Annotated in this window: 23 protein-coding genes, 1 pseudogene and 1 riboswitch; of the genes and pseudogenes, 9 read left to right on the forward strand and 15 right to left on the reverse strand. The window is 48.4% G+C overall.

From position 1 onward, the window contains the following. Nucleotides 1-66 precede the first annotated feature (66 nt). The 5 genes from MUG84_RS19710 to MUG84_RS19730 all read right to left on the reverse strand — a co-directional run bounded on the left by MUG84_RS19710 (nucleotide 67) and on the right by MUG84_RS19730 (nucleotide 4434). A complete protein-coding gene (locus MUG84_RS19710) occupies nucleotides 67-735 on the reverse strand; it encodes a methionine ABC transporter permease (protein WP_244727999.1) in 669 nt (222 codons plus the stop codon). Beyond that, nucleotides 735-1745, reverse strand: coding sequence for a methionine ABC transporter ATP-binding protein (locus MUG84_RS19715; protein WP_244728001.1), 1011 nt, complete (start codon nucleotides 1743-1745; stop codon nucleotides 735-737). Before MUG84_RS19715 ends, MUG84_RS19710 begins: the two co-directional genes overlap by 1 nt. Before the next feature lie 144 nt (nucleotides 1746-1889). After that, a riboswitch (SAM riboswitch) is annotated at nucleotides 1890-2025 on the reverse strand. A 97-nt stretch (nucleotides 2026-2122) separates the two neighbouring features. After that, nucleotides 2123-2833, reverse strand: coding sequence for a Cthe_2314 family HEPN domain-containing protein (locus MUG84_RS19720; protein WP_244728003.1), 711 nt, complete (start codon nucleotides 2831-2833; stop codon nucleotides 2123-2125). Between the two features lie 93 nt (nucleotides 2834-2926). Then, complete coding sequence (locus MUG84_RS19725; protein WP_244728006.1) at nucleotides 2927-3889, reverse strand: COX15/CtaA family protein; 963 nt, start codon at nucleotides 3887-3889, stop codon at nucleotides 2927-2929. Between the two features lie 200 nt (nucleotides 3890-4089). Beyond that, nucleotides 4090-4434: a thioredoxin family protein gene (locus MUG84_RS19730; RefSeq protein ID WP_244728008.1), complete on the reverse strand. Its 345-nt coding sequence runs from the start codon at nucleotides 4432-4434 to the stop codon at nucleotides 4090-4092. 129 nt (nucleotides 4435-4563) lie between these two features. On the opposite strand from MUG84_RS19730, the gene MUG84_RS19735 reads away from it, so the two are divergent. Beyond that, a complete protein-coding gene (locus MUG84_RS19735) occupies nucleotides 4564-5952 on the forward strand; it encodes a DUF2515 family protein (protein WP_244728010.1) in 1389 nt (462 codons plus the stop codon). Nucleotides 5953-5963: 11 nt separating this feature from the next. Here the strand turns inward: MUG84_RS19735 and MUG84_RS19740 are convergent, their stop codons facing one another. From MUG84_RS19740 to MUG84_RS19770, 7 genes are all read right to left on the reverse strand, one after another. After that, nucleotides 5964-7604 carry a putative polysaccharide biosynthesis protein gene (locus MUG84_RS19740; RefSeq protein ID WP_244728013.1) on the reverse strand — a complete coding sequence of 547 codons (1641 nt, stop codon included), beginning with the start codon at nucleotides 7602-7604 and terminating at the stop codon, nucleotides 5964-5966. 75 nt (nucleotides 7605-7679) lie between these two features. Beyond that, entirely contained in the window at nucleotides 7680-8165 is a 486-nt protein-coding gene (locus MUG84_RS19745) for a DUF456 domain-containing protein (RefSeq protein ID WP_244728015.1), read from the reverse strand. 60 nt (nucleotides 8166-8225) lie between these two features. Beyond that, nucleotides 8226-8966 carry a Cof-type HAD-IIB family hydrolase gene (locus MUG84_RS19750; RefSeq protein WP_244728017.1) on the reverse strand — a complete coding sequence of 247 codons (741 nt, stop codon included), beginning with the start codon at nucleotides 8964-8966 and terminating at the stop codon, nucleotides 8226-8228. Nucleotides 8967-9127: 161 nt separating this feature from the next. Continuing rightward, nucleotides 9128-11221, reverse strand: coding sequence for a peptidoglycan D,D-transpeptidase FtsI family protein (locus MUG84_RS19755; RefSeq protein WP_425313240.1), 2094 nt, complete (start codon nucleotides 11219-11221; stop codon nucleotides 9128-9130). Nucleotides 11222-11376: 155 nt separating this feature from the next. Continuing rightward, nucleotides 11377-13458, reverse strand: coding sequence for a peptidoglycan D,D-transpeptidase FtsI family protein (locus MUG84_RS19760; protein ID WP_244728020.1), 2082 nt, complete (start codon nucleotides 13456-13458; stop codon nucleotides 11377-11379). 132 nt (nucleotides 13459-13590) lie between these two features. After that, complete coding sequence (locus MUG84_RS19765) at nucleotides 13591-14556, reverse strand: helix-turn-helix transcriptional regulator (RefSeq protein ID WP_244728022.1); 966 nt, start codon at nucleotides 14554-14556, stop codon at nucleotides 13591-13593. 169 nt (nucleotides 14557-14725) lie between these two features. After that, entirely contained in the window at nucleotides 14726-15424 is a 699-nt protein-coding gene (locus MUG84_RS19770; RefSeq protein WP_244728024.1) for a hypothetical protein, read from the reverse strand. A 421-nt stretch (nucleotides 15425-15845) separates the two neighbouring features. Here MUG84_RS19770 and MUG84_RS19775 point away from each other — a divergent pair, with 421 nt between their 5' ends. From MUG84_RS19775 to MUG84_RS19785, 3 genes are all read left to right on the forward strand, one after another. Continuing rightward, nucleotides 15846-16292: a hypothetical protein gene (locus MUG84_RS19775; RefSeq protein ID WP_244728026.1), complete on the forward strand. Its 447-nt coding sequence runs from the start codon at nucleotides 15846-15848 to the stop codon at nucleotides 16290-16292. Nucleotides 16293-16324: 32 nt separating this feature from the next. Next, nucleotides 16325-17026, forward strand: coding sequence for an AIM24 family protein (locus MUG84_RS19780; protein WP_244728028.1), 702 nt, complete (start codon nucleotides 16325-16327; stop codon nucleotides 17024-17026). Nucleotides 17027-17097: 71 nt separating this feature from the next. Beyond that, nucleotides 17098-18363, forward strand: coding sequence for an MFS transporter (locus tag MUG84_RS19785; RefSeq protein ID WP_244728030.1), 1266 nt, complete (start codon nucleotides 17098-17100; stop codon nucleotides 18361-18363). Nucleotides 18364-18567: 204 nt separating this feature from the next. Here MUG84_RS19785 and MUG84_RS19790 read toward each other — a convergent pair. Together MUG84_RS19790 and MUG84_RS19795 are read right to left on the reverse strand one after the other, a co-directional pair. Then, nucleotides 18568-18738: pseudogene (locus MUG84_RS19790) on the reverse strand (hypothetical protein); the annotation flags it as partial. 64 nt (nucleotides 18739-18802) lie between these two features. Next, nucleotides 18803-19258, reverse strand: coding sequence for an Lrp/AsnC family transcriptional regulator (locus tag MUG84_RS19795; RefSeq protein WP_244728032.1), 456 nt, complete (start codon nucleotides 19256-19258; stop codon nucleotides 18803-18805). 202 nt (nucleotides 19259-19460) lie between these two features. On the opposite strand from MUG84_RS19795, the gene MUG84_RS19800 reads away from it, so the two are divergent. Together MUG84_RS19800 and MUG84_RS19805 are read left to right on the forward strand one after the other, a co-directional pair. Next, nucleotides 19461-20294 carry a sulfite exporter TauE/SafE family protein gene (locus tag MUG84_RS19800; protein WP_425313245.1) on the forward strand — a complete coding sequence of 278 codons (834 nt, stop codon included), beginning with the start codon at nucleotides 19461-19463 and terminating at the stop codon, nucleotides 20292-20294. Beyond that, nucleotides 20291-20650, forward strand: coding sequence for a DUF1634 domain-containing protein (locus MUG84_RS19805; RefSeq protein ID WP_244728037.1), 360 nt, complete (start codon nucleotides 20291-20293; stop codon nucleotides 20648-20650). The genes MUG84_RS19800 and MUG84_RS19805 overlap by 4 nt, the downstream gene beginning before the upstream one ends. Here the strand turns inward: MUG84_RS19805 and MUG84_RS19810 are convergent, their stop codons facing one another. Beyond that, complete coding sequence (locus tag MUG84_RS19810) at nucleotides 20651-22162, reverse strand: potassium/proton antiporter (protein ID WP_244728039.1); 1512 nt, start codon at nucleotides 22160-22162, stop codon at nucleotides 20651-20653. Between the two features lie 186 nt (nucleotides 22163-22348). Between MUG84_RS19810 and MUG84_RS19815 the strand changes: the two genes are divergently transcribed. The 3 genes from MUG84_RS19815 to MUG84_RS19825 all read left to right on the forward strand — a co-directional run bounded on the left by MUG84_RS19815 (nucleotide 22349) and on the right by MUG84_RS19825 (nucleotide 25195). After that, a complete protein-coding gene (locus MUG84_RS19815) occupies nucleotides 22349-23491 on the forward strand; it encodes a GNAT family N-acetyltransferase (RefSeq protein WP_244728041.1) in 1143 nt (380 codons plus the stop codon). 634 nt (nucleotides 23492-24125) lie between these two features. Beyond that, the gene (locus MUG84_RS19820; RefSeq protein WP_244728043.1) at nucleotides 24126-24428 is read left to right on the forward strand and encodes a hypothetical protein; all 303 of its coding nucleotides are present in this window, start codon (nucleotides 24126-24128) and stop codon (nucleotides 24426-24428) included. A gap of 275 nt (nucleotides 24429-24703) precedes the next feature. Continuing rightward, a complete protein-coding gene (locus tag MUG84_RS19825; protein ID WP_244728045.1) occupies nucleotides 24704-25195 on the forward strand; it encodes a MarR family winged helix-turn-helix transcriptional regulator in 492 nt (163 codons plus the stop codon). Nucleotides 25196-25208 lie beyond the last annotated feature (13 nt).

Genomic DNA, 25208 nt, shown 5'->3' on the forward strand with positions numbered 1-25208 from the left:
GAAAACCATCCATGCAGAGACCTTCCTATAACATATCCGAAGTTCGGATAGCATTACCCTGATAAGTTATTTGCGTGTAAAATGCTTCACTAGCCGGTCTCCGGCCATTTGCAGCAGCTGAACCAGAATGATCATAAACAATACGGAGATAATCATAACTTCCTTCTGGTAACGATAGTATCCGTAACGGATCGCCAGGTCACCGAGACCGCCTCCGCCAACCATACCGGACATCGCTGTGTAGGATACCAGTGTGACCACGGTAATCGTAGCGCCTGCGAGCAGGCCTGGTCTTGCTTCTGGAAGCAGCACCTTCAAGATGATCTGCCACGTGGAAGCTCCCATCGACTGCGCCGCCTCCAGCACGCCACGGTCCACCTCGCGCAGCGAGGTTTCTACCAGCCTTGCAAAAAACGGTGCGGCTCCAATCACCAGCGGCGGAATCGTTCCAAGCACCCCGTAAGATACCCCGACGATCGCTATCGTAAACGGAATCAGCGCCACGATCAGAATGATAAACGGCACCGAACGCAAAATGTTCACGATCACCGACAATACGCTATACACCGTGCGTACCCAAGCATTTGAAGAGCGAGAAGTCTGGTACAGCAGTACACCGAGCGGCAGGCCCAGGATAAACGTGAAGACTGACGAAGCGGCGAGCATTTTGAGTGTGTCCAGACTGGCTACGCTAATTTCATTCCAATCCAGCTGTGAAAAATCCAGTCCCCACATCAGTCAAGCACCTCCACATCTAAGCCTTCCGCCTTCACTTTCTGGATCGTTTTCTCCATTTGGCCGGCGTCCCCTTCCAGACGGATAATCAGCTGGCCGTAAGGAATATCTTTGATTTTGGAGATCGTTCCTTGCAAAATCGCGAAATCCACACCGGTTTCTCTAGCTGTTCTGGACAGGATTGAATCATATGTCTTCTCACCCAGAAAGGTCAGCTTGCACAGACGGGATGAGCCGTCATGCGGCGCCTGCAGTGCCAGCTGTGCGGATTCTCCGGCTTGACCGAGAATAAACTCACGTGTAACCGGATGCTGCGGCTTCAGGAATACCTCCGTAACCGCTCCTTCTTCCACGATTCCTCCCTGATGAATGACTGCCACCCGGTCGCAAATACTCTGGATGACCTGCATTTCATGCGTAATCAGAACGATCGTCAGATGGAACTTCCGGTTAATATCCAGCAGCAGCTTAAGAATTGAATCCGTGGTTTGCGGATCCAGCGCCGAGGTAGCTTCGTCGCAGAGCAGCACCTGTGGATCACTCGCCAGCGCGCGGGCAATGCCTACTCTCTGCTTCTGACCGCCGGACAGCTGGGCCGGATATTTGTCGCGATGCGCTTCCAGTCCGACCAGCTGCAGCAATTCATTCACCTTAGCCGCAATCTGCGTCTTGTCTACATGAGCGAGCCGCAGCGGAAAAGCAATATTATCGTAAACGGACGCCGAGCTCAGCAGATTGAAATGCTGAAAGATCATGCCAATCTTTCTGCGCTGGTTCTGTAGCTGCTGCTTGTTCAGCTTCGTCAAATCCACTCCATCCACCCAAACCTCACCGGAAGTCGGCCGTTCAAGCAAATTCATGCATCGGATCAAGGTACTCTTCCCGGCACCGGAATGACCGATGACACCAAAAATCTCTCCCTTTTGAACGGTCAGATCAAGGCGGGATAAAGCTTCAGTTGTTTGTAAGCCCTTGCCGTATTTCTTAGTAACTTGTTTCAATTCTATCAATCCGAAGCTCTCCTTCCCTGAAGTCTATGAAATGTGTCTCGCACCCGCATCTATCATTTCCAAACATCTTTAGACGAAAATAGACAAAATAAAAGCCCTTCTTGACGGAATCAAAAAGGGCTCTTCTTATCGAAGTCGCTTCCTTTCTCATCTGCCAAGCCGCAGGAACACCTGCGGTTGTAGGAATTAGCACCATGACATTTCAGAATTGGCTTTCGCCGCATCTCAAATCGGTTGCCGGGCTTCATCGGGCCTGTCCCTCCGCCTCTCTCGATAAGAAAAAAATGTATGCAATTAATAGTTGATTTTCACGCTTTTCAGTATAATAAGTTTTTTATTCTTTGTCAAAAGGAAAATTGTTGAACAACTTTAAACCTTCATCCCATTTTGGCCCACATCTCATTTGCGTATAGGAACACGGCAATCAAAGATTTGCACACCATATCGAGACCCTGCTTCAAATCATCGAGGGATTTGTCCAGATCCTCCAGCTCGATCTTGCCATTCAGACCTTGATGCCGCTGCCACAGATCATCCTGCATTTCTGCATTCATATAATGGATCTCCGTGTTCCGCCGCTTGCGCAGCACGTTCAAGGGCCCTTGGTAATCATTTTTGATTCCGGTCAACTCTCTAGCAAGCTTGTCATATTGCTTCAGATTATGAAGCTCCCGCAGCGCCGTGAAGTAGGAATAATGGACTTTTACTTTTGACGTTTGCAAATCAAACAGGTTATCCAGTACGGTGCCGAGTTTATCCAGTATCGAAAAGACGCGAATAAAGCCGTTTTTATAAAAATAGATGTAACGGGCATATTCGCTTTGTTCCTGAATGTTCATATCATCAACATATCCCGCTTTGACCGACTTTCGGAAAAAGCAAGCCGCATACCAGCTTTGTTCAAGTTCATCGAGTGAAGAGACCAAGCCGCGGGTCCAAATCTCCAGCTTGCGAAAATCATGGCTGGGATCATTGTCCTTCTCGATTTTCCTATGCAGCAGATGGATCGTTTGAAACATCGTTTCCATCGCTTCCTGAAGCAGCCCGCTATTTTGACGAGGCATTTCTCCTAGCAGTGTTCGCAGCATCGGTATTCTCTCCTTGTATCGTATTCCTGAAGTACGACATTTACAAACAAAGCCCCCGAAATGACTTCGCGGACTTTGCCCTGTGATGAGATTTTAGTTTCCAATGTTCGATGCGGTTCTTGATTGCTCTACAGGCTTTTTTGCGAGCTGCCATACTCTGACGCTCAAATAACAGAGCACTCCGAAAAGCGAAGAAATCAGCAGGTTATGAAACAGAGCGGCAAAAATGTATACTTCCGGTTTGTTCAGTGTATATACAATGCCCGCACCACTGAATACCTGCATCAGGCACAGAATCACTGCAGCGATGCCAAGGCCCCAGATCTCGCGGTAGCCTTTATGCAGCTTGTACGAATAGTACGCCATCACAACCACTGCGATAAACAGAAGCAGAGCGGCTAGACGGTGGAAGAAAGCGATGGCTACGCTGCCTGTAAGTTCCGGAATCAGTTTACCGTTGCACAGTGGCCAGCCCGAACAGCCCCCCGCCGAGCTAGTATGGCTCACGTAAGCCCCGATATACACCACAATGTACGAATAAATGGTGACGATCCAGACGAAATTTCGGAAAGCAAGGCTGACCTGAGGATGATTCACTCTCGGAGCGGAGCTTTGCTCCATGTCCATTTTTCGGGCGCCTAGAGCCAGCATCAGGGAGCTCGCAAATGCAATCAAGGAGAATCCAAAGTGAAGCGCAAGCACTGCCGAGGACTGGTCGTATATAACCGCAAGCGCCCCCATCAAGGCTTGTACGATGACAAAAATCAGCGTCAGCCACGAATACATGCGCAAGTCCTTACGGTTTTTGGCGAACAGCCAAAAGGCCACGACAACAGCAACCGATGTAAGCCCTGCCATACCGCTGACTAAGCGGTGGGAATATTCAATTAACGAAGCAATGGTATGAGCGGGAACGAACCGCCCTTGGCACAAAGGCCACTCATGGCCGCAGCCCAAACCCGAATCGGTCTTGGTTACGATCGTCCCGCCGAAAGTCGCGAAAAACATAACGACAAAGGTAAGGTAGCTGAGCCATTTCAATTGTTTAGTATTCAAATTTTCTCACCTGCAGCTCAAAATTAAAAACGCTCCACCTTTCTGAAGCGTTTCGTATATTTACCAATCCCATATATTATACCTGATAACGCACCAGGGAATATACCCACTTTTGTGACAAAATGCAAAGAAAACGCATTCTTTTTGCAAAAAAAGACAAAGACACCACTCTAACCCGGCTAGAGCGATGCCTCCTTTTCTTATTTATGGATCGTTCTGTACACATCCAGCGCCTGCTGAAGGAAGCCTTCGATTTCCTCCCGCGATTTACGCAGCTTGTTGACAAGGCGGACAAGCTCCCGTCCATCGGCGAAGGCCACAAAACTCGGAATGCCGAGAATGTTCAGTTCCTGGCTGACATCCTCTACTTTGTCAACGTCTACTTCCACAAGCGTCATGTCATCAGCGAATTTCTCCTCGACATCCGGCATGAACGGATCCATGAATTTGCAGTCTACACACCAATCGGCTTTGAAAACAGCTACGGTTAGTCGCGAGGATTGAATCGCAACCTGGAATTCAGCTTCTGAAGTGATCTTTTGCATCTATAATCAATCCTTTCTGAATATTTTTTGTCCAATTCTTTCCTTAGTGAATCAAAATATAGAGTGGAAGTCAAATTTTTGAGCCATACTGTGACTAAGCTCATTTCACACGGAAAGGAAGATCCGTCCATGGCGAAGAAGGAGGAAGAACGCTCTGCATTTCAAGGTTTTATCCGTCTCGCTAAGACGCTCCCACAGACCGCCGCAGAAGCGGTGAAAGGGAAATATGCCTGCTGGAAGGCATCCCAGCTTCTGATCAAAGAACAGAGATCGTTCGGCTGGAGGGAAACGGCTGCCTACAGCATTCGAGACCAGCTCGATAAGCTGCTGAGCGACCGTAACCGTATACGTGACATCGCCTTCGGAAAAGAGGAGGCTGCAGCACCGCTATCGCCGGAGGATCGGGATATCGTGCAGCAAATCCGTGAGTCTGTGCTCCAAGCCAACCGGAGCAATATCACGCGCACAGAAGCTTATTATGATTGCTATCGCGAATTTCCGGAGCTGCACTGGTCTTTTCTGGCCCATATGGTCTCCCGCAACGCAGGCTGGAATATGACGGACTTAAAGGGCGGCCTGTTGTCCGATGTAGTCTCGGGCCAGCTTCAAGAGGATATGTATCAGATGCTGGAGCGGAGCAACGCCCTAATCTTTCTGGATGCCTATCCGCAGCTGCTTCTCTACATACACAGCCGGAAGCTCGGGAGAAGTCTGTTTCACCTCCTGCCCGAGTTTCGCGTCTCGGCTTTTATGCGCCCATTCTGGGAAAGATTCTGGATCGAGCGTGACAGCGCGCTGCTGGCGGTCGGTCTCATTATCAACGAACAGAACTATATTGAGGGCAGGGTCATCCAGAACAGCTACTTTCAGAAAAACATTTTGCAAAGTCCCGTATTCGCACTTCACAGTAGATTTCAGATGAATCAAGTTATTTTTCCGATGCTCGTACAGCCTGATGCCTCAAAAGCCGATGAAGATCCAGGCGAAAATGAGGCAGATAGTGGCGAGAATGACCAAGCCTGTCCTGAAGGCTGCCGGGGCATGGTCGGACTGATCCTGGAGCATTTCTCGAATCTTGAGGAACGGATCGAATTCGGAAAAGCGCTCTACGCCATCCTGTTCGGATATAAGGACGTATTGGCCGGAGTCGAAGCTTTCGCCGCAGAAACCGTGCATCTCGGCTCACGGGAGGAGTATTGGCCCAAGCTGTTTACCCGCGATAAAAAAGCAGCCCTGAACTCTCCACTGGAGAGCACAGAGCTGCTTAAATCGGAATGGCTGCCGGAAGGCAAACGGTTATACAGCCCGGCGCTAAGCGAGGTTTGGCATGATATGCCTTACGAGCCCATTACCCAGTACGACTGGTTTAAAAGCAAAAAAGCGATCGATCAGGTGACGCGTCCGAAAAGGCCGATTTTCATCGAGATGACGCATGCCCACCGTTATGCCATTCATAAAACCGCTCTAACCCATGATGCGGATAGAGCGGTAACCGAAACATCGGAAGACAGGGACTGACGATATGTTATCTATTGTCCCTGCGAATCGCTGGACTTGAAGCGTGCTGGCTGCAGGCGCATGAGCGGCCGAAGCAGCTTCTGCACCTTGCGAGGGTAGTTCACAAGCTCATACTGGCGCAGTACGCCAAACATAATCATCAGCACCAGGTAGAGAATGACGACAGCGCAGCCGACAATGATGCAGGTGATCAAGAATGCCAGGCGGTCAGGCATGATGCGCGTGAGCTGGATACCTGCCTCATTCAGTCCATAGCCTACTGCGGAGGTCAGGATCACGGTCAGCACAAAGCCTGTCCAACGTTTGCCAAGGATCGAAAAAGGAACGATGACCTTCAGCATTTTGAGGTTCAGTAGCGTGATCACCAGGAAGCAAAGCCCGGTGGCTGCGACGATGCCATAAATACCAAACCATTGGGCAAGCAGAAAGCTTCCCGCCAGCTTCACCAGAATGCCAATCATTACATTGACCATCGATACCTTCGCCTTGTTGACGCCCAAAAGAATGGAGTTGGTCGTCATCATCGTGATCTGGAAGATCGTGCCGAACGTAAGCAGCGCAATGATCCCGCTTCCGTCAAGGGTGCTGAACAAGAGTCCGTTAATCGAATATGCCGCTGTACACAGCGCAATGACGATCGGCATCCCGGTGAGTACGGAGATACGCAGCGCCAGCGTCATCTGCTGCTGCAAATGCTCCTGATCCTTCCTGGCAAAAGCTGCCGAGATAACCGGAATCAGCGAAGTGCTGAGCGCGATGGCCAGAATCGGCGGAATGCCGGCGATGCTTTGAGCGCGCTGTCCGAGAATCCCGAGCAGCTCCGTTGCTTTTGCTGCCCCGACCTGACCGATCAGGAGCGGATTGACGATGGAGGAGTCGATAAAGTTAACCGCCGGAACGGTTAAGGATGACAGCACAATCGGAATGGACAGCGTAAAAATGTCCTTGTAAATTTTCATCAGCGGCAGCTTCGTCTCGGAACGCTCCTGAAGAATCTCCGCCTTATCCTGTTTACGGATCTTCACCGTATAGTACAGCATAACCGCAAATGCCCCGATGCTACCGAGCACCCCGCCGAAGGAAGCGCCCGCAGCCACCCAGCTTCCACTGTAGCCGGCTTTCAGCATGAAATACGCCAAAAGAATAGCCGTGCCTACACGCGCGAACTGCTCGACAATTTGCGAAATGCCGCCGGCCGTCATGTTATTTCTTCCTTGAAAATATCCCCGCATCATAGCGATCGTCGGAAACAGGAGCAGCGCAGGCGCCAAGGCACGGATGGACAGCGCAGCCTCCGGCACTTTGGAGATATATGTTGCATAAAACGGCGCCAGTACATACAGAAGTACGGTTATAATGACTCCGGCAAATGCCGCAAACAGCAGCGCGGCACGATACACCTGGCGCGCCTCACCCGGCCGCTTTAATGCGTACCTTTCGGATACCATTTTACTAAGCGTGCTCGGAATGCCGGCAGTGGCTACCGTGAGCAGCATCAGATACACGTTGTTGGCAATGGAGAATGACGCCTTGCCGACATCATCAAACAAATGATCGAGGGGCACCCTCTGTACCAGCCCGAGCACTCTCGCCACGAGTGCCGCAGCGGCCAGGATCAGTGTACCTTTAATAAACGATTCTTTTTTAGCCAAACTCTTTTCCCTTCTTTCCCCCAGCAAGCACACCCCATGGAGCATATGTCTGAAAACTTGTTATTTTACACCATTTTAAAAAACAGCAATCCAGATAAAGAACACGACAATCATCACAATTTGCAAAATAATTTTCATGACCATACTGCTGAACAGACCCACCAGTGTACCAAAGCCGACCTTTGTGGATTTCGACACCGAAGATCCGCCCAGCAATTCGCCAACAAAGGCCCCCAAAAACGGACCAATGACAAGCCCAAATGCCGGAATGACGAATGGCCCGATGATGACGCCGATGGTACTTAGGATGACGGACAATCGGGAGCCGCCGTACTTCTTCGTCCCCCATGCACTGACCAAATAATCCGCCACAAACAGGACGACCATGATCAGGATCTCAATAATCCAGAACCACACATTAAAATGCCCAAACGTAAAGAACCAGCCATAGACGAAAAAGGCAACAAAAATCGCCACCGAGCCCGGCAGCACGGGGACAACCGCCCCAGCTATACCGACGGCGAACAAGGCTATGATCAGAATCCATCCGAGTACAGCCATAGTCTTTAATCTCCTCTAATTAATATAGTTTAAGCTAAGCAGTCTTTTTCTCGGCTTATTCTATACAAAAATAAATTGTTCAATCACTTTGGCAATGCCGTCTTCATCATTGCTTGCAGTAACGAAATCCGCGCTATCCTTTACCACCTGCTGCGCATTGCCCATAGCGATGCCAAGGCCTGCCGCCTGGATGGCAGCCAGATCATTCATACTGTCGCCGACTGCAATCACCTCACTCATAGTAAGTCCGAGCAAACCGCATACCTCTTGAATCCCGGCTGCCTTGTTGATGCCCTGCGGATTCACTTCGAGATTATGAGGGGAAGAGTTCGTAATTTCAAGTCCACCCAGTTCCTGAAGTTTCATCAGAATGCGGTGACGCGCGTCATCATCTTCCGTATGAAAACCGAATTTAAGCCATTCCTTGCCTTCGATTCCGTCTACCCACTTATCCCTATTATAAACACGTTCAACGGAGTAGGCCCAGTACCAGCAGTCTTCCTCCACTGCGAGATCATGCATGACTGAAATCAGCATGGGATCCATCAGGGAGCGCTGATGCAAATCATGTGGTGCACGCCAGATTTCACTTCCGTTCACCGTAATCATAGGCGTAGTCAAGCCAAGCTCCTCACCGTAAGGCAGTGCACTTTCAAAGCTTCTTCCAGTCGAGAGACATACATGAATACCCTTCTCCTTGGCTTTTTGTATCCATTCGGACGTAAGCGGAGAAATAAAGTGCTCACTCGTTAGCAGGGTTCCATCCATATCCAGAGCCAGAAGCTTATATTTATTATTCATGCCGTTCCCCCTATGATCTCTTTTTCACGATTCACGTACATACACGGACATTTTACCATAAAGCTGGGGAGAGCAACAAAAGGGTTTTTCACTAGCACGCGATATATGAACAGTTCAGGGGCAGGTCCGGGTTTCCCCAAAGCCTGCCCCTGATTTCTGATTTATTGATGGTTGCCGGTAGAATTATTGCTCGTACCGTTGGTGCTCGTGCCATTGGTGCTCGTGTCCGTGGTCTTTTTACCCTTCGGAACTCCGTCGAGCCCATATACCTGATCGTACGCATCGAACATTTTCCGCGCGATCGGAGCGGCACTTTGCGAACCGAAGCCGCCCTCAGGAATCATGACGGCGACAGCCAGCGTTGGATTATCACGTGGCGCATAGGCGATGAATACGCCGTTATCGACGAGCTGATGACCGACCTGCTGCGTTGAGGTACCCGTTTTACGGGCAAACGGATAAGGGAAGTCTCCAAATGCGGATACGTCACTCTTCATGCCCGTACGGATTTCATCCCAATATGCTTGAGGGAAATCCACTGTATTCAGGACCTCCGGCTTGAAGGTCTTCACGATATTGCCATTTTCATCGGTAATTTTGCTGACCAGCTGCGGCTTCATCCGCTTCCCTTGGTTAGCCAGCATCGCTGTGTACTGCGCAAGCTGCAGCGTCGTGTATTTACCTTGCTGTCCAAAAGACGCGTACGCCATCGCAGCCTGGGTACTGCCCGCTTGCTTGACGTTCATGTACTCCTTGCGTCCCTTCCATTCGCCAGGAAGCCCGCTTCCCGTCGGGACGCCAAGACCGAATTCGGTCATATACTTATCCCAAACATTAATACTTTGATCCTTATATTTGTCGTAGAGCTTGGTGCCGATCTCATCAACCATAAAGGCGTTCGAGGATTTTTCAATCGCCCGCGCCGGATCCATTCCGCCGTACACATGGCCCCCGGAGTTCTGTACGCGCGTCTGATGACCTTCCTTACCGAAGTAGGCGGCGCCTTTATCCTGGTAATACGTATTGGTCTTAATCAGACCTTCGTTAAGACCAACCAGTACGCTAAGTGGCTTTATGGTCGAGCCGAGCAGTACGACAGACTCCGGATGATCCCCCTTCTTGCCCGGGTTAAAGGAACGAATGGTGCCATTTTGATAGACATTCTGGATTTTATTCCAGTTATCCGGCGTTACACTGCCTGTCTGCCAGACATTCGGATCGTAATCCGGCATGCTGGCCATGGCTACCACATTGCCTGTCTTTACTTCCATCGCCACAGCATAACCGGTTGTCGCATCTGGATGAGTCCTGCCGGAAACGGGGTGGGTGTGAAGCCAGTTCAGCTGATCCGTAATCGCCTGCTCCGTAGCAAGCTGAACATCCTTATTAATGGTCGAATAAACATTATCGCCTTTTACCGGCGGTACAATTTCGTCTACACCTTCCGGCATATTGCGCGGATTGATTGGAACCTTCTTGTAGCCGTTTTTGCCGCGAAGCTCGTCCTGATACATCAGCTCCAGCCCGTCGTATCCGACAAACTCCGGTTCCGTGTATACGAGCCCCGGGTCAGTAGTCACATCGCCGCTGCGCTGCTGTTCATCGATCCCCTTGTATTTGTCGAGGCTCTTCGATCCGCTGAACGTACGGATGTACCCGATCGTTTGAGCCGCAACGCTGTCTGGATCGTAATGGCGGACGCTCTCTTCTTCAATGGAGACTCCTGGAAATTCGGATTTATGCTCGCTGAAATAAGCGATTTCCTGTTCCGTCAGATTCATTTTGATCCTGCGCGGCATATAGCCCGGATACTTTTTGTAATCCAGATCCATGGCATCAATGATATCTTGCTTGGTCATTTTTTCGCCGTTTGGATCTCCGTATTTATCGAACACCTCAAGAAGCCGCTGTGCAAGCTCCTCAGCCTCGGGGCGATTTTTGGCGCCGTTCTTTGAACTATAGTCCTTCATCAATGTGATATAAAGGGATTGTGTCGGTTCCGAGTAGGCCAGCTTCGTACCGGAAGCATCGTAAATGGTTCCACGGACCGGAGGAAGCGGCACGTCCTTAACGATATTACTGGATTCCTTTTCGGTTAGGGTTGGCCCTTCCACGAATTGAAGAATGGCAAGTCTGATAATAATGACGCAGAAAATCACAAAAGTGCTGAAAAAGAACAGGTTGATCCTTAAATTCAGGTTCCCCTTTCTTTTCGTTTCTTCCTGCTCCGGATGGTCCGGTGTGTAGTCGCTCACCGGCGTCCCCCCTCTCTAACTATACAAAATAACAAATCTTATTTTAGCATAGATGAAGGGTACTCGGCATCTTTCGCTAAATTCCGACCTTTTTCTGGAAAATAAAAGCAGCAGAACAGATAAACGCACCTGATTCTGCCGCTATAAAGCTCCTATTAATGCTGCTTGTTCGCCGCTGTATCCTGGTCCGATGGGCCAGCCGCATTTTGCAACTGCTTATTTGGCACTCCGGTAAGCCCATATACCTGATCGTAAGCATCGAATATTTTGCGGGCTACTGGGGCGGCACTGTATGCGCCGAATCCCCCTTCCGGAATAACCACGGCAACGGCAAGCTTGGGGTTGTTGCGCGGAGCATAGGCGATGAACACTCCGTTGTCTATTAGCCCGTCTCGCCCTGAATCCTGCTGAGAGGTACCCGTTTTCCGAGCAAAATCATACGGGAATCCTGCGAAAGCTTCGCTGACGCTCGTATTCATTCCTTTGCGGATCAGTTTCCAATAGGAAGAATCGAATTTGACCGTACTCAGCACTTCTCGCTTGCTCTGTTTCACGACCTTGCCACTGGCGTCTGTAATTTTGCTTACGATTTGCGGCTTGATGCGCTCTCCCTCATTTGCAAGCGTAGCGGTATACTGTGCCAGCTGCAGAGGTGTATATTTGCCGCCTTGGCCGAAAGATGCGTAGACAAGCGCAGCCTGAGGGCTGCCGATCGTATTCTTCTTGCCTTCGACAGGTCTATAATCGATCGTTCCCAGATACTCTTTTGGAAGATCAATACCTGTCGATACGCCAAGCCCAAATTCTTTCATATACTTATCCCATTCTTCAACGCCTTTATTTCCGTACTTTTTATACAAACTGTTACCTACCATATCAACCATAAACACGTTGGAGGAATGCTCTATAGCGTCGGCAGGCGTGCGGAAATAGCCGTAGGCGTGCCCTTGAGAATTACGGACGGGTTTTTGCTCCTTCCCGAAATAGGTGACCCCTGTGTCATTGTAAGTCGTAGTCGTCGTAAAAAGCTTTTCATTTAACCCGACGAGCACGCTCAGCGGTTTAATCGTCGATCCGAGCAAAACAGCTGAATCAAACTTATGCTTCGATTTGCCCGAGCTAAAAGGAGTTACGGCACCATTTTGGTAATTTCCGTTTAATTTATCGAAGTCCGCCGTAGATGCCGCACCCGTTTTCCATATATTCGTATCGTAATCGGGAATGCTGGCCATCGCCACGATATTGCCCGTATCGACTTCCATCGCTACCGCGTAGCCGGTGACCGCTTCCGGATGTGTTTTGCCGGAAACCGGATGGGAGTGCAGCCAAGCCAGCTGATCTATAATGGCCTGTTCAGTTTTCATCTGGACTTCTTTATTAATCGTCAGCCACACATCATTTCCCTTGACCGGCGGAACAATGTCCACCACTTCCTCCGGAATGTTAGCCGAATTGATCGACATCACCTTAAAACCGTTTTCACCTCTAAGTTCATTCTGAAAGGATAACTCCACACCATCAAAGCCGACGAGCTCGTCCTTCGTATATGTATCACCTGGCTCCGCCGTCCCATCAGCACTTTCAGTTCTCGCCTTATCATAAGCTTTCAAAACTTCCGTACGCTTAAAGGATTTGACATAGCCTACTGTCTGAACAGCTACCGTATCCGGGTTATACTGCCGAATTGATTCCTCAATGATCTCAATTCCCGGAAAATCAGATTTATGTTCCATGAAGTATTGAATTTCTTTCTGGTTCAGCCCCATCTTGATGCGGCGCGGTGCATACCCTTTATCCTGCTTGGATTCCAGATCCATCGCTTCGATGACTTCATCCTTGGTTAGGGGCTGTATGTCCTTGTCCCCGAGCCGCTTGAAGGCAGCCGCCATCTGTTCGGCGATCTTCTCGATTTCAGGACGGTTTTTCATGCCTTTCTCCGTTGTTTTGCTGTAATCCTTCATCAGCGTTATATACAGTGATTCGACAGGCTTTGAATAGGCAAGCTTAACTCCGGTGGCATCCCGAATATTCCCGCGGTCCGGCGGTAGAGGGATATTCTTGGTGTTCTGATTGGTCTCTTTCTCCGTCAAACTGGGGGATTCAACAAACTGGATGACTGCCAAACGGACAATGATCACACAAAAAATAATAAAAGTGCTGAAGAAAAACATATTAATGCGGACATTCTGGCTGTTTTTGTTTTCAGCTTCCATTTCCTCCGGCGATTTTCCAGACATGAACAAGCCCAAAGTCCATTCCCCGTTTCCCCGATTCCATTATTTAACACTTCACGTATAAATTTTAACATATGTAACCATAATTAGGGAATTCATTTCCCGGGCTATAACTTTAATATCATTTGCTTTTGATCACCCATACACTGTAAGCCATTTTTTCAATTGGCGTATCATCACTTCACGATACATAACGGGTTCAATAATCTCCGCTTCGGATCCAAATTGGGACAACCAACTTATAAATTCACGAACATTCGAAACCCTAAGATCCATGACAAGACTTCCGTCCGTTCCGACTGTTTCCGCCAGCGGCTTAATAAAGGCCTTTTCCAAGTATTTTGGAATAACCTCGGAGGACAGTCTGATCTTAAAAGCTACCGATTCTTCTGCTTTCCCACGAAAATGCTCACGCCATTCTTGTTGTATAGGGCTATGTATTTTGATAAAAACATCGTCCAGCACGACGACCCGCTCAAAATGATTCAGACGGTAGGTACTAATCTCTCCCGTATTATGGTTGCGTCCGATTAAATAGAATCGACTCTTCCAAGGTATAAGAATATAGGGGTCTATTTTAACGTAAAGAAGCTCATTTCGCTCCGAAACATAATATTCGGCTTGAATAATCTTCTGAGACAATGTTGCTAATAAAATCGGCATAAGATACGGAGATTGTTCCTCTCCGGATAACCCGCCGGCGTCTCTCACCAGATATGGATGATCTCTTTCCTGAAGCTCTGTTTCCATTCGATCCATTCTCTGTTTATGATGTGCTGCTATGACCTTCTCATAAGCTGCTTCAAATCCCCCCGGCAGCAAAGGCTTGATCTGACTCATCACCTGGTCAAGAGCCGTGAAGGCTTGCAGTTCTTCCTCCGTCCAATCGAATGGGTATAAAGCAAACCTGCCTATAAACTGGTATCCTTTTCCGTATCCGAGATGAGTTATAGGTATATGCATGGCGCTCAAGGCTTCCATATCACGGTAAATCGTGCGTTCACTGGTACTGCATCTTTCCGCCAGCTCTCTGGCCAGTATCCCTGGCTTAGCTTGAACGAGTGTAATAATACGCATTAAACGAATTAGTCTGTCAGTCATGTGGATTCTCCCAGCTTGTATAGTAAATTAGACTCATATTATAAATTCATGATATAGTCCATTCGACTTGTAGCAAAGTGAATCCTGCCTAAATAACCCAGTTCTATTTACATCTCGAGACTTATGTCTCAGGCTGATTTCTTCGAAGATACGAAAATAAGTGAACATATTATCCGTTTTTAATTTTGAGGACCTTGCGATTTGGATAGGTACTCACATAGTGTTCGCTGAGCTGATACAGCATATCTGCTTCTTCAAGTAACCGCTCGTCTGTAAAACGTGCGGCTTCAATTAACATCTCATCCCCTTTTCTTCGCAGCAGCCATTCTCCTCGTTCAACATCTCCGCATTCGAATTGCTGAATAGCCTCTTTCAGGATGCTCTGCGATTCCAAAAGCATTACATGTTTTCTCACATGAAAATTTTCCTGCTGCTTTAGAAGCCCTGTATGGTATGTAAAGTTCATATATAATTCCTTTACGGGAAGTTCCTTAATGCGTTCCTTGTTTTTTTCTTTGAATTTCCATTGCGCAGATAAAACACCATGCATGCCGGCATTTTGGGCTTGAAGAACAAGTTCGATGGCAATAAACTGCTTTACACCATCATACAGATGTCCGAGAGGAATCATGATTGACTGCCCCAGGTTTTTCATAACCTTCGCTCCGTGAACACGGATCAAAGAGACTTGCGGTTCAAACCATAAATGCAGCTGCACATCTTGGGCGATCAGTTTGGGTGTACTTCTCTTTCTTGGCTGACGAAGGGATCCCCCGTACCATTCAACCAACAAAGTGACTTTATTGGAGCCGCTTGCAATAACATGACTGCGGTTCCATGTAAAATTTTCCTGAATACCTGACTGCATGGATTTCACCCCTTTTCTTGTCGTCTTTCTATCGTACCAATACAGGCTGACAGCTCACTGTCATGGAACGTATGTTCGAAAAATATATTTCTTAATCTTATCATATTTACTGCGAGACTACAGAATATGTTTCTTTTAATCGACTTATTTCCCCCCATCCTTCATCAAATTGCGTAAAAAGACCTACATATAATCACTTATAGTATATAAGAACTACACAAAAATTTATGTCGAAACATGTAACAAACACATGAAAAAAACGTTATAATTTATTTAGCCAAAGATTTCACCTTGCTGAAAACAATTCTGCAAGTACACAAAAAACCCGTCATCCTGCCGGATTATGGGTTTTTATCGCCTGGTTATGATATTATGATACAAAATCAGGCATGCTCCATATTATGCGGCAGGTGATGAAAATATGAAAAAAAAACAGAAACATTACTATAGAACCTTCATTCGTCCATTCACCATGCTCATTTTCATCGTTTGGGCGCTGCTGTTCACAGACTCCTCCATCCACGCGAATTATTTTGAGGATTTTTACAATGGAGTGGAGAAATTCTCCGAACTTCCGGGACAGGTTAACCAGCTGAAAAAAAGCTACCTTGAGACGCTGGATGAGCTGGACCGGACAAAGCAAAGTGCAAAGGCATTCGAGGAGCAAAACGCGCAGCTTGTTGAGCAGAACCGACAGCTGGCGGAAACGGTCAATCACTTGAAGGAAGTTAACGAACTGAAGGATGCCAATGCGCGCAAATTCAAAAATATGCTGATCACCGTTCTTCTGCTCGTGGCAGGATATTTTATCGGAATCCGTGTTTTACGTTTTGCCATGCGGTACTCCAACCGGAGAAAACCGCTGTAGCATCCATCATTCCCCAAAGGAGGGTACACGAGTTGAACATCAGAATCCGTGAATCCGGGGGAGAAAACGGACAGGCCGTTGATTTCTCGCTTGGCGAGGGAGAGACCATGCATATTCTTCATCCAGAGCAGATATTGGCCTACCGCGGGCCGTCCGACGGCCGCAGCGACCGCTTAATGAACGTGAAGGGGATATACCGTAAAAAGAGATTGATCCAGGCGGATATGAGTGGTCCAAGCCAGTTTACAGCGGCCGTGCCTCCCGGATTTGCCATAAAAACCGTTGAACTGCTCGAATATAGCGACCTGCTGTATGACTTTCGCAATCTCTTCTTTTACAGCTCAGGGATCGAGATGCACACCCGGATATTGAAAATCAAAAACATGTTGATCACCCAAGACGCAGTAAAAATGAAATTTACCGGTACGGGAACCATCGGGTTATTGACGGAGGGAGCTGTTTACGAGACGGAGCTTCATCCAACTGAACCTGTGTATGTCGATGCCGCCAACCTGGTAGCCTACCCTGAGAATGCCAAGCTCGAGCTGACCGTCTACGGCAACACACTAGCCAGCCAGCATATGAACTACCACTGGAAAATGACTGGCACGGGAACGGTTCTTTATCATGCCGGTATGCAAGCTGGCCGCTTGCAGAAGGAAATGGAGCAGGACGGTTTGCTGAAAAGAATTTTGCGCGAAGTGATTCCTTTCGGCGGGGTAATTATCAAGTAAAGGTATACGCATCCCCTTTGTCTGTCATATAATCTCCTTATCCATTTTGCTTAAAGAAGCAGGAGGTTCATATGTCAGTTCCTACCCTTAACAGCGCGGCTCCTCAAAAAGAACGGAAGCCGCTTGCTGGTTCGGATGCAAACGCAACCGTCTTCCGCATACTGATCGCAATCAGTCTCGTTCATCTGTTCAACGATTCGATTCAATCGGTCATTCCGGCGATCTTTCCTATTCTAAGGTCATCCATGCACCTAAGTTATACACAAATCGGGTGGATATCGTTCGCTATAAACTTTACATCATCCATCATGCAGCCTGTCGTCGGCTGGTTTGCAGACCGCAAACCGACACCGGTCCTTCTGCCGATCGGCATGGGATTTACCTTTACGGGCATGCTGCTGCTGGCTTTTGCAGATACATACCCGGCAGTGCTGCTGGCTGTCGTATTCGTTGGCCTTGGCTCAGCTGCATTCCATCCGGAAGGTTCCAGAGTATCCCATATGGCTTCAGGCACACGTAGAGGTCTGGCCCAGTCCATCTTTCAGGTCGGAGGAAACGCGGGCCAATCCCTGGCGCCGATGCTGACCATGTGGATCTTCATTCCGCTAGGCCTTTTCGGAGCGATCTGGTTCACACTCGTTGCCGGAGCAGGCATCGCCGTCCAAATCTATGTTGCCAGATGGTACAGACGGAAGCTGCAAAGCGGCGCACAATCGAAGAAAAAGGCCGCCGCTCGCCAGCTGAAGCCCGAGGTGCGCACCAAAGTCCGCTTTGCGATCGTCATGCTAATTCTGCTTGTTTTCGTTCGGTCCTGGTACAGCTCCTCGATCAGCACCTTTTTCCCGTTTTATCTAATGGATCATTTTGGTCTAAGCGTCAATGACGCTCAAATCTTTATCTTCCTGTTCCTCGGTGCAGGAGCCGTCGGCACCTTCTTCGGAGGACCGCTGGCAGACCGCTTCGGCAAGCGGAATATTATTTTCGGTTCCATGGCGCTCGCTGCGCCGCTCGCCCTGCTGCTTCCCCATGTCGGTTTGTGGGGAGCGGGTATTCTGCTGGCCCTGATCGGACTAATTGTGTTCTCCAGCTTTTCCGTTACCGTCGTCTACGCACAAATGCTCTTCCCGGGTAAAATCGGTACGGTATCCGGGCTGATCACCGGCCTCGCTTTCGGGCTTGGCGGCCTCGGAGCGCTTGTACTCGGCAAATGGATCGATATGGTCGGCGTCAACACCGTCATGAGCATTTGCAGCTTCCTGCCGCTTCTCGGCGTTCTGACCTTCCTGCTGCCTTCCGATAAGCTTCTGAACCAATGGTCCAGCGAAAGCGGAACTTAAGAAAAACGTCTATCGATGTAGTTTCACAGAAGCGAGGGCCGCGGTTAGATGTAGTTTTTCTTGCGATTATAGAATGGTTCAGCTTCGCTGAAAACTTAAACTTAAAATACAGCAAAGCCCTTCTGCTGCTTCGACTGTTTCACCGAAGCGGCAAGAGGGCTTTTTTTTTCACGCGGCGGTCGATCAGCTCTTCCGCGCCTTGTCCATAGTCTCCAGCAGAGTGAACGGCAGGTGGCTGAGCTTTTCCCAAAACCATACCTTTTTCTGATCTCTCTCCCAGGTCTCAATTTCCTTCAGTTCCTCCACCAAATATGCGGTGTCTTCCGTGGCCACCAGATCACTCCTTTTATCGCTATCCTTGCTTGTATGGCGCATCTATCTGCTCATGTGTAATGGATGGCAGGTTAGGAAATACTTTTCGAGAGTACACCATCAGGCGTTAGATCAGCAGGCCTTCTCTTTCTTTAAACCGCTTGATTAGAAATTCGCTGTGCACGTTCGTAATGCCCTGGAGCGTCTGAAGTCTGGCAAGATACCGCTCCACATGCCCCTGATCTTCCATCAAGGCATGGACATGCAGATGCGGTCCGCCGCTCATCTGATACACACTTGTAATCTCCTCGTCGGAGAGAAGCTGCTCAGCTACCGCTTCAAGCATGCTCCATTCCACATCGATGTTAAAGTAAACAGAGAAGTTCTTCCCTGCCTTCAGCGGATTTACGCTTACCGTAAATTTGTCGATGATACCCTGAGCAAGCAGATTGTTAACCCGCTCCCTGACGGCGGCTCTCGTCAAATTGACAAGTCTGCCAAGCTCGGCGTGGCTAAGTCTTCCATTGTCCAGCAGATGCTTCAAGATCTTCTCGTCTATTTCATCCAATTGATTAAAACGCATTCGTCTCCCCCTCCTTCTGGTTACAATGTAAACCCAAAATCAATAATAAATGTACAATTGTATATTAATTGTTATACAATCGATGTATAATAAATCGGTATTTCACCTGTTTGTCAGAATACAACACTCATAGTTTACAGGTACACTTGAGTGTAATGCAATCGGGTAACGCTTGTGAAGAGGAAGGTGTTTCGACTTGATTATGTTTTCGCTGCAAATCCTTCTGATCGCCATTCTGGCCGGTATCGTAGGATCAGTTCTGGGCCTTGGAGGGGGCATCATTGTTACCCCGGCTCTAACTCTGCTGTTCGGCGTGAGTATTGAGCATGCGATCGGAGCCAGTATTATTTCGGTTATTGCTACATCAAGCGGCTCTGCGATCGCATATATCCGTGACCGGATTACCAATTTGCGTGTGGGCATGTTTCTGGAAATCGCCACGACCATCGGGGCCATTACAGGGGCTTTTATCGGCGGCCTGATTGCTCCGAATCTGCTATATATCATTTTTGGATTACTTCTTGTCTACTCCGCTGTTAATATGATGAAGAAAAAGAAAGACGATCAACAGGAACTCGTTCCTATGCATCCTGCCGCAGCCAAATTGAAGCTAGCAGGCAGCTACTACGATAAGGCGATCCAGCAGGAAATTCCTTATAATGTGGGTAATGTCTATGGAGGCTTTGCCGTGATGTATGGGGCGGGCATCATTTCCGGCCTGCTTGGCATCGGCAGCGGGAGCTTCAAGGTTATGGCTATGGATGTGTTCATGAAGCTTCCGCTTAAGGTATCTACGGCGACCAGCAACTTTATGATGGGCGTAACCGCTGCAGCAAGCGCCGGCGTTTACCTGTTCCGCGGGGACATTGATCCGCATATCGCCGGCCCGGTGGCGCTTGGCGTCTTAGCTGGAGCCACGATCGGCGCCCGGATCATGCAGCGAATGAAAAGCAAAACGATCCGGATGCTTTTCATCCCCGTACTGCTGTATGTGGCGCTTCAAATGATTTATGAAGGGATTGGGTTTGGCAAATGAATGAGAACACTGAAATTCAGGACGTTGAACTTGCCGTCAGCCGCTGGCTCCGGATTGGTGTAATAATTAGCGCTGCCGTTATCGTCATCGGCCTAATCCTGCTTTTTATCACAGGTGACAGCGGATATCCCGGCAGCTTTTACCCTCACACCTTGTCCGATATTCTCCACGGTGCCGTTCAACTGAGGCCGTATGCCGTCATTACTATCGGATTAATATTGCTTATTCTTACTCCAGTGCTGCGTGTCGCTATCTCGATCTGGGTGTTTATGCGTGAAGGTGACAAGCTGTATGTGATGATTACCTCAATTGTACTGATCATTCTGATCATCAGCTTCGTACTTGGTAAAGCCTGATCACCTGTTATCGTCTCTTCCATCAGCCGACTGCTTCTCCCCAGTCAGATGAACCACCGGCCGTACCGGCGAGGTCAGAATAGCTTTCAGCTGCTGTCGCTTTGCTTTGGGACTCAGCATATACAGCGTATCTCCTGCCTCAATCTTCGTGTTGCCGTGCGGGGCGATAATCTGTTCATTGCGGATGATAGCGGTGAAGAGAATTCCCTCCGGCAGATTCAGCTCCGCAATTTCCCTGCCGGCAATCGCCATAGAGGTATTGACCTCAATATGATTGATTTCTGACTTGGTCTTGTTTAGCGCCGTCAGTTCAAGCAGTGATGGGTTGGAAGGCTTGATGTCGCCGGCAAGTCCCATTTTTTCTGCAAGCGGGGATATGGTCGCTCCCTGGATGATCGCCGAAGTCAGGACAACGAAAAATACAACATTAAAGAACAGGCGCCCATGTTCCATATGGGCGATTAAAGGATATGTAGCAAGGACGATAGGAACGGCGCCGCGCAGTCCCGCCCAGGAGAGTAAAATCTTTTCCCGGAAGGAAAACTTCATGCCCAGCGTACTGATAAATACGCCGATCGGACGTGCTAGCAGCATAAGAATCAGCGACAGCAGGAGCCCGGGACCAACGATCGCCAGCAGTTCGCTCGGAAACACAAGCAGACCCAGCAGTACAAACATGACGATTTGCATCATCCAGCCGAAGCCCTGGTTAAAGTGCTTGATAGAGCGGCCGTAAGACAGCTCCGAATTGCCCATGACAATCGCTGTCACGTATACGGCAAGTAGCCCACTTGCGCCAATGATGGATGTGCCGCTATAGGATAGAACTGCAAATCCCAAAGCCATAACCGGATACAGGCCTGAAGAATCGAAGTTAATTTTGTTGATTACATAGACCGCCAGTCTGCCAATCAGCAGGCCTAGAATCAGTCCGATTCCCATCTCCCATACAAAAGAGAGAATCAGCTTGACTACAGAAGTGTCCGGATGTTCAAAAAGCTCGATCAAGGATATCGTGAGGAACATAGCCATCGGATCATTACTTCCTGACTCTGCTTCTAATGTGGAGGTCAGGCGTTTCTTGATGTTTTTGCCCCCAAGTACCGAAAATACGGCCGCAGCATCCGTGGAGCCGACAATTGCTCCGAACAGAAAACCTTCCGTCCAGGATACATCAAGCACATACTTGGCCACGACCCCGACGACAAAGGTAGTCAGAAGAACCCCAACCGTCGCAAGCGAAAGAGCCGGGCCGATGACAGGCTTAATATCCTCAAATTTGGTCTGCATTCCGCCTTCGAACAAAATAACAATAAGAGCGAGTATGCCGACGATTTGGGTGATGAAGGCATTATCGAAATAAATAAAGTGATTAAGCACCATCCCGACAACGATAAACAGAACCAGTGCGGGCATTCCGAACTTTGATGAGAATTTAGTGGTCAAGACCCCGACGAGCAGCAGACCCGCCATAAGCAGAACAAGTGAGTTAACCAGTGCAGTAGATTCCAAAAGCCTCACCTCCTTGACTAGAATACATACCTTATTATTTGAGCAATCCAATATATATAACCCTTTCGGGTCTCAAGATATTAATGCATTTTCCTGTTCCTTACAAAAAGTAGGATGGCTTTTCCTTTCCGCTTCCCTTTATACTGAAAAAAAAGAATGTGACTCGTATAATGGAGGCGAAAACTAATGATTATCCGCAAAGTTTTACCGCATGAGCTGAGCGAGGCAGCTGCCTTGTCCAATTTTGTCTTCCGCCAGCCTGAGCAGAAGTCTATGTGCAAATTGTTTCCGTACTTGTTTAATCCGGGAATCAGCCACTCTTACGGTGCTTTTACGGAGGAAGGAAATATGGTCGCCTTTATGGGCATGGTGCCTGAAATTATTCGGTTAGGAAGCGCCCGTCTTCATGTATTTGGTCTTGGTTCTGTCTGTACACATCCAGATTACCGCGGTCAAAATATCGCAAGCCGGCTGCTGGAGGAATGCATGGATCATGCCAAACGCTCCGGTGCTTCTCTTGTCTTTGTATCCGGGGATCGTTCCCTGTATATGCGTTCCGGATGCCAATATTTTGGCCGGGTATCGTTCGCTGCCCTGAATCATACAGCAGCTTCCGCACTTCAGGCCGATGCAGCAGAGGGCTGGACAATCCGAAGCATGGTGCCGGAAGATATCTTTGCTGTCACCGGGCTTCTGTCAGCTGCCCAAGCGGGATATGAGCAAGGGCCCACTCAGCTGCTTACCCTGCTCGGTGCAAGCGCGATTCCTGAAATTTACCGTCTCGACTCGCAGGCGCTCGTAGCCATTAGGAACGGAAAAATCCAGGCTTTCGCGGTCGCAGCTGTGCATTCCACGGATGGACGCAGCACAGCGTCTTCCCATGATCCTTCTCAAGCAGTGGAATGGGCTGGTGATGTTCAGGGCTGCGCACTACTTTTTGCCGAAATGTTGAGCCGGTTCCCAGCGCAGCAAATGATTATCCCTGTCCCCTGGCAGGAGGAACGTTTGCTGGAGCTGCTGAAAGCATCCGGGGCCAAGGTTAGTGATGGGCAGAACAGCGGAACCGTCTGGATGACCGACGCCGCTAAACTTCTGGCCCAGTGCGCTCCGCTGCTTCCCGCTGCCTGGGATCAGACTTTCAAGGTGAATAGCGGCTCTGACAATCAAGACAGAAGTTATGTGATTACCACAGGAAGAGAAGAGCTTACGCTGGATGACAACGGGCTGCTATCCCTGCTATTTGATCCCGAATCCCCATCACGGTCCATAGCGCCCAAAGGCTTTAGAACGATTCCATTACCGTATTTGTCTGGTCTTCATTTCGTTTAATCCATAAAAGACGTCTTATCACATTCCGTTGGATTACTATATGAGTTTTGTTTCTTAAAACTCTCATTCTTTGAAACCGGATATGGAGCTGCATCGGCCCTTCAGCACAAATAGCACGCTCTCTTTTGTCTATTTTTGTCCTATTTCGGAACGAGAATCTGATAGCAGACATATTCTATATTGAGTTCACAACGCACCTGAGTGAATCAGCTTCCCAATGCACATAACGCTGCATTCAAAGGAGTGTCTACATGTGAAGCCTGTAAAAACCAAAAGTGTCAGCCGTTCCAATTCAAGTAGCCGTTCCAATTCAAGTATCCGTTCCAATTCAAGTAGCAGTTCCGATGCCATATACCAAAGAAACCTAATTGCGCTTATTTCTCAAGTACTGTTTCTTATTGCCATTATACTCGGTTTATGGGTAGCTTGGCGGGATCTGATAACCGGAAGTTCCTCCGAAGTTCCGGGTTAAAAGTATGCAAAATGACGCCGCTGTGACCATCGGCGCCATTTTGCGTACATATTTATGACTGAAATGCTTTCCGGCATTCCCAGATGTTTTTCAGGGCATGGTTTATTTTCACCGGTTTCGGGCAAGGGTAAAGGTGGAACTTCGATTAAAGGAGATGACCCCTTGTCTGAAGAATATAAAACAGAAACTGATTTAACCTGTGAACGTTACGAAAATGCCGTAAACCACCCGCAAGAGGTGGGCCCTCCTGAGAATGACTTTCGCGAAGTGAATACGCAAACAATCCAAAACATTACGTGTGAACCGGAAGCTTCAGATGATGTAACTGATGAGTATACTGAACTAGAGAACGTTCCGGACGCCGACGATATTCAAGAGAACAGTCCGGTCGATCCTGTCGCAACGGTGGAGGATATGCACGGAACAGATCTGATTAACGGATATGACGGGGATGATTCCGAGTAATCGGTTAGGGCGGTTGCGCCCGACATTCCGCCACCATACATACGGGTCCGCATACGGCGGTTCCAAAAGTTACAATGCTCCAAGTAACGAGAAACCAGACTATTCAGCCCTTTCGCTTCCCATGTAGGAAGTTGGAAGGGCGTTGTTCGTGTTTTGGGACAAAGGGTCTAATTTATATAGGTTTGATAACTTGTAAATGGTTAAATAGTTAGCTATACTAATTACCTCAGTAGTTCATTGTTTGACAATAAACAGGATAATTTTGGAGGTTTATCATGCAAACTGAGAAGAGTCAGGCTCGTCAGTTGTTGGAGGCCATGACCAAAATTAGACGTATCCACTCAAGAGCTGGCCATGACGCCAAGATTCCACGAGGAGAATACCTTATGATGCATGTTATTTGGGAATTCATGTCTAAGAAGCATACCCAAAATAATAGCAGTGAGGAAATCCCCCCTGGTATGAAGGTATCTGAGCTCAGCGAATATCTTAAAATATCCTCCCCTTCTGTATCGCAAATGGTTAATGCTTTAGAGGAGAAAGGGTATGTAGAACGGGTGATGACGAAGAATGACAGACGTGTCGTTTACATTTGTCTAACCGAGCAGGGTAAGCTGATTTTGGAAAAGGTAACGCAACAATTTATGGCATTTACTGATGAAATTATTGACAGACTAGGTAAAGAAGAAACCGATCAATTGATCCATCTATTCAATCGTCTGTATACCATCATCGGTGACATTAAGGACGAAAAATCCAGTAAATGAAAATGTAAATGTA

The sequence above is a fragment of the Paenibacillus mangrovi genome (assembly GCF_022898935.1).
GTDB classification, from domain to species: domain Bacteria; phylum Bacillota; class Bacilli; order Paenibacillales; family Paenibacillaceae; genus Paenibacillus_AQ; species Paenibacillus_AQ mangrovi.

Bases quoted from the DNA above. Each gene is read 5' to 3' on its own strand.
- MUG84_RS19710 (WP_244727999.1), bottom strand. From the start codon at position 735: ATGTGGGGACTGGATTTTTCACAGCTGGATTGGAATGAAATTAGCGTA.
- MUG84_RS19720 (WP_244728003.1), bottom strand. From the start codon at position 2,833: ATGCTGCGAACACTGCTAGGAGAAATGCCTCGTCAAAATAGCGGGCTG.
- MUG84_RS19730 (WP_244728008.1), bottom strand. From the start codon at position 4,434: ATGCAAAAGATCACTTCAGAAGCTGAATTCCAGGTTGCGATTCAATCC.
- MUG84_RS19735 (WP_244728010.1), top strand. From the start codon at position 4,564: ATGGCGAAGAAGGAGGAAGAACGCTCTGCATTTCAAGGTTTTATCCGT.
- MUG84_RS19745 (WP_244728015.1), bottom strand. From the start codon at position 8,165: ATGGCTGTACTCGGATGGATTCTGATCATAGCCTTGTTCGCCGTCGGT.
- MUG84_RS19750 (WP_244728017.1), bottom strand. From the start codon at position 8,966: ATGAATAATAAATATAAGCTTCTGGCTCTGGATATGGATGGAACCCTG.
- MUG84_RS19760 (WP_244728020.1), bottom strand. From the start codon at position 13,458: ATGTCTGGAAAATCGCCGGAGGAAATGGAAGCTGAAAACAAAAACAGC.
- MUG84_RS19765 (WP_244728022.1), bottom strand. From the start codon at position 14,556: ATGACTGACAGACTAATTCGTTTAATGCGTATTATTACACTCGTTCAA.
- MUG84_RS19770 (WP_244728024.1), bottom strand. From the start codon at position 15,424: ATGCAGTCAGGTATTCAGGAAAATTTTACATGGAACCGCAGTCATGTT.
- MUG84_RS19775 (WP_244728026.1), top strand. From the start codon at position 15,846: ATGAAAAAAAAACAGAAACATTACTATAGAACCTTCATTCGTCCATTC.
- MUG84_RS19785 (WP_244728030.1), top strand. From the start codon at position 17,098: ATGTCAGTTCCTACCCTTAACAGCGCGGCTCCTCAAAAAGAACGGAAG.
- MUG84_RS19795 (WP_244728032.1), bottom strand. From the start codon at position 19,258: ATGCGTTTTAATCAATTGGATGAAATAGACGAGAAGATCTTGAAGCAT.
- MUG84_RS19800 (WP_425313245.1), top strand. From the start codon at position 19,461: ATGTTTTCGCTGCAAATCCTTCTGATCGCCATTCTGGCCGGTATCGTA.
- MUG84_RS19805 (WP_244728037.1), top strand. From the start codon at position 20,291: ATGAATGAGAACACTGAAATTCAGGACGTTGAACTTGCCGTCAGCCGC.
- MUG84_RS19815 (WP_244728041.1), top strand. From the start codon at position 22,349: ATGATTATCCGCAAAGTTTTACCGCATGAGCTGAGCGAGGCAGCTGCC.
- MUG84_RS19825 (WP_244728045.1), top strand. From the start codon at position 24,704: ATGCAAACTGAGAAGAGTCAGGCTCGTCAGTTGTTGGAGGCCATGACC.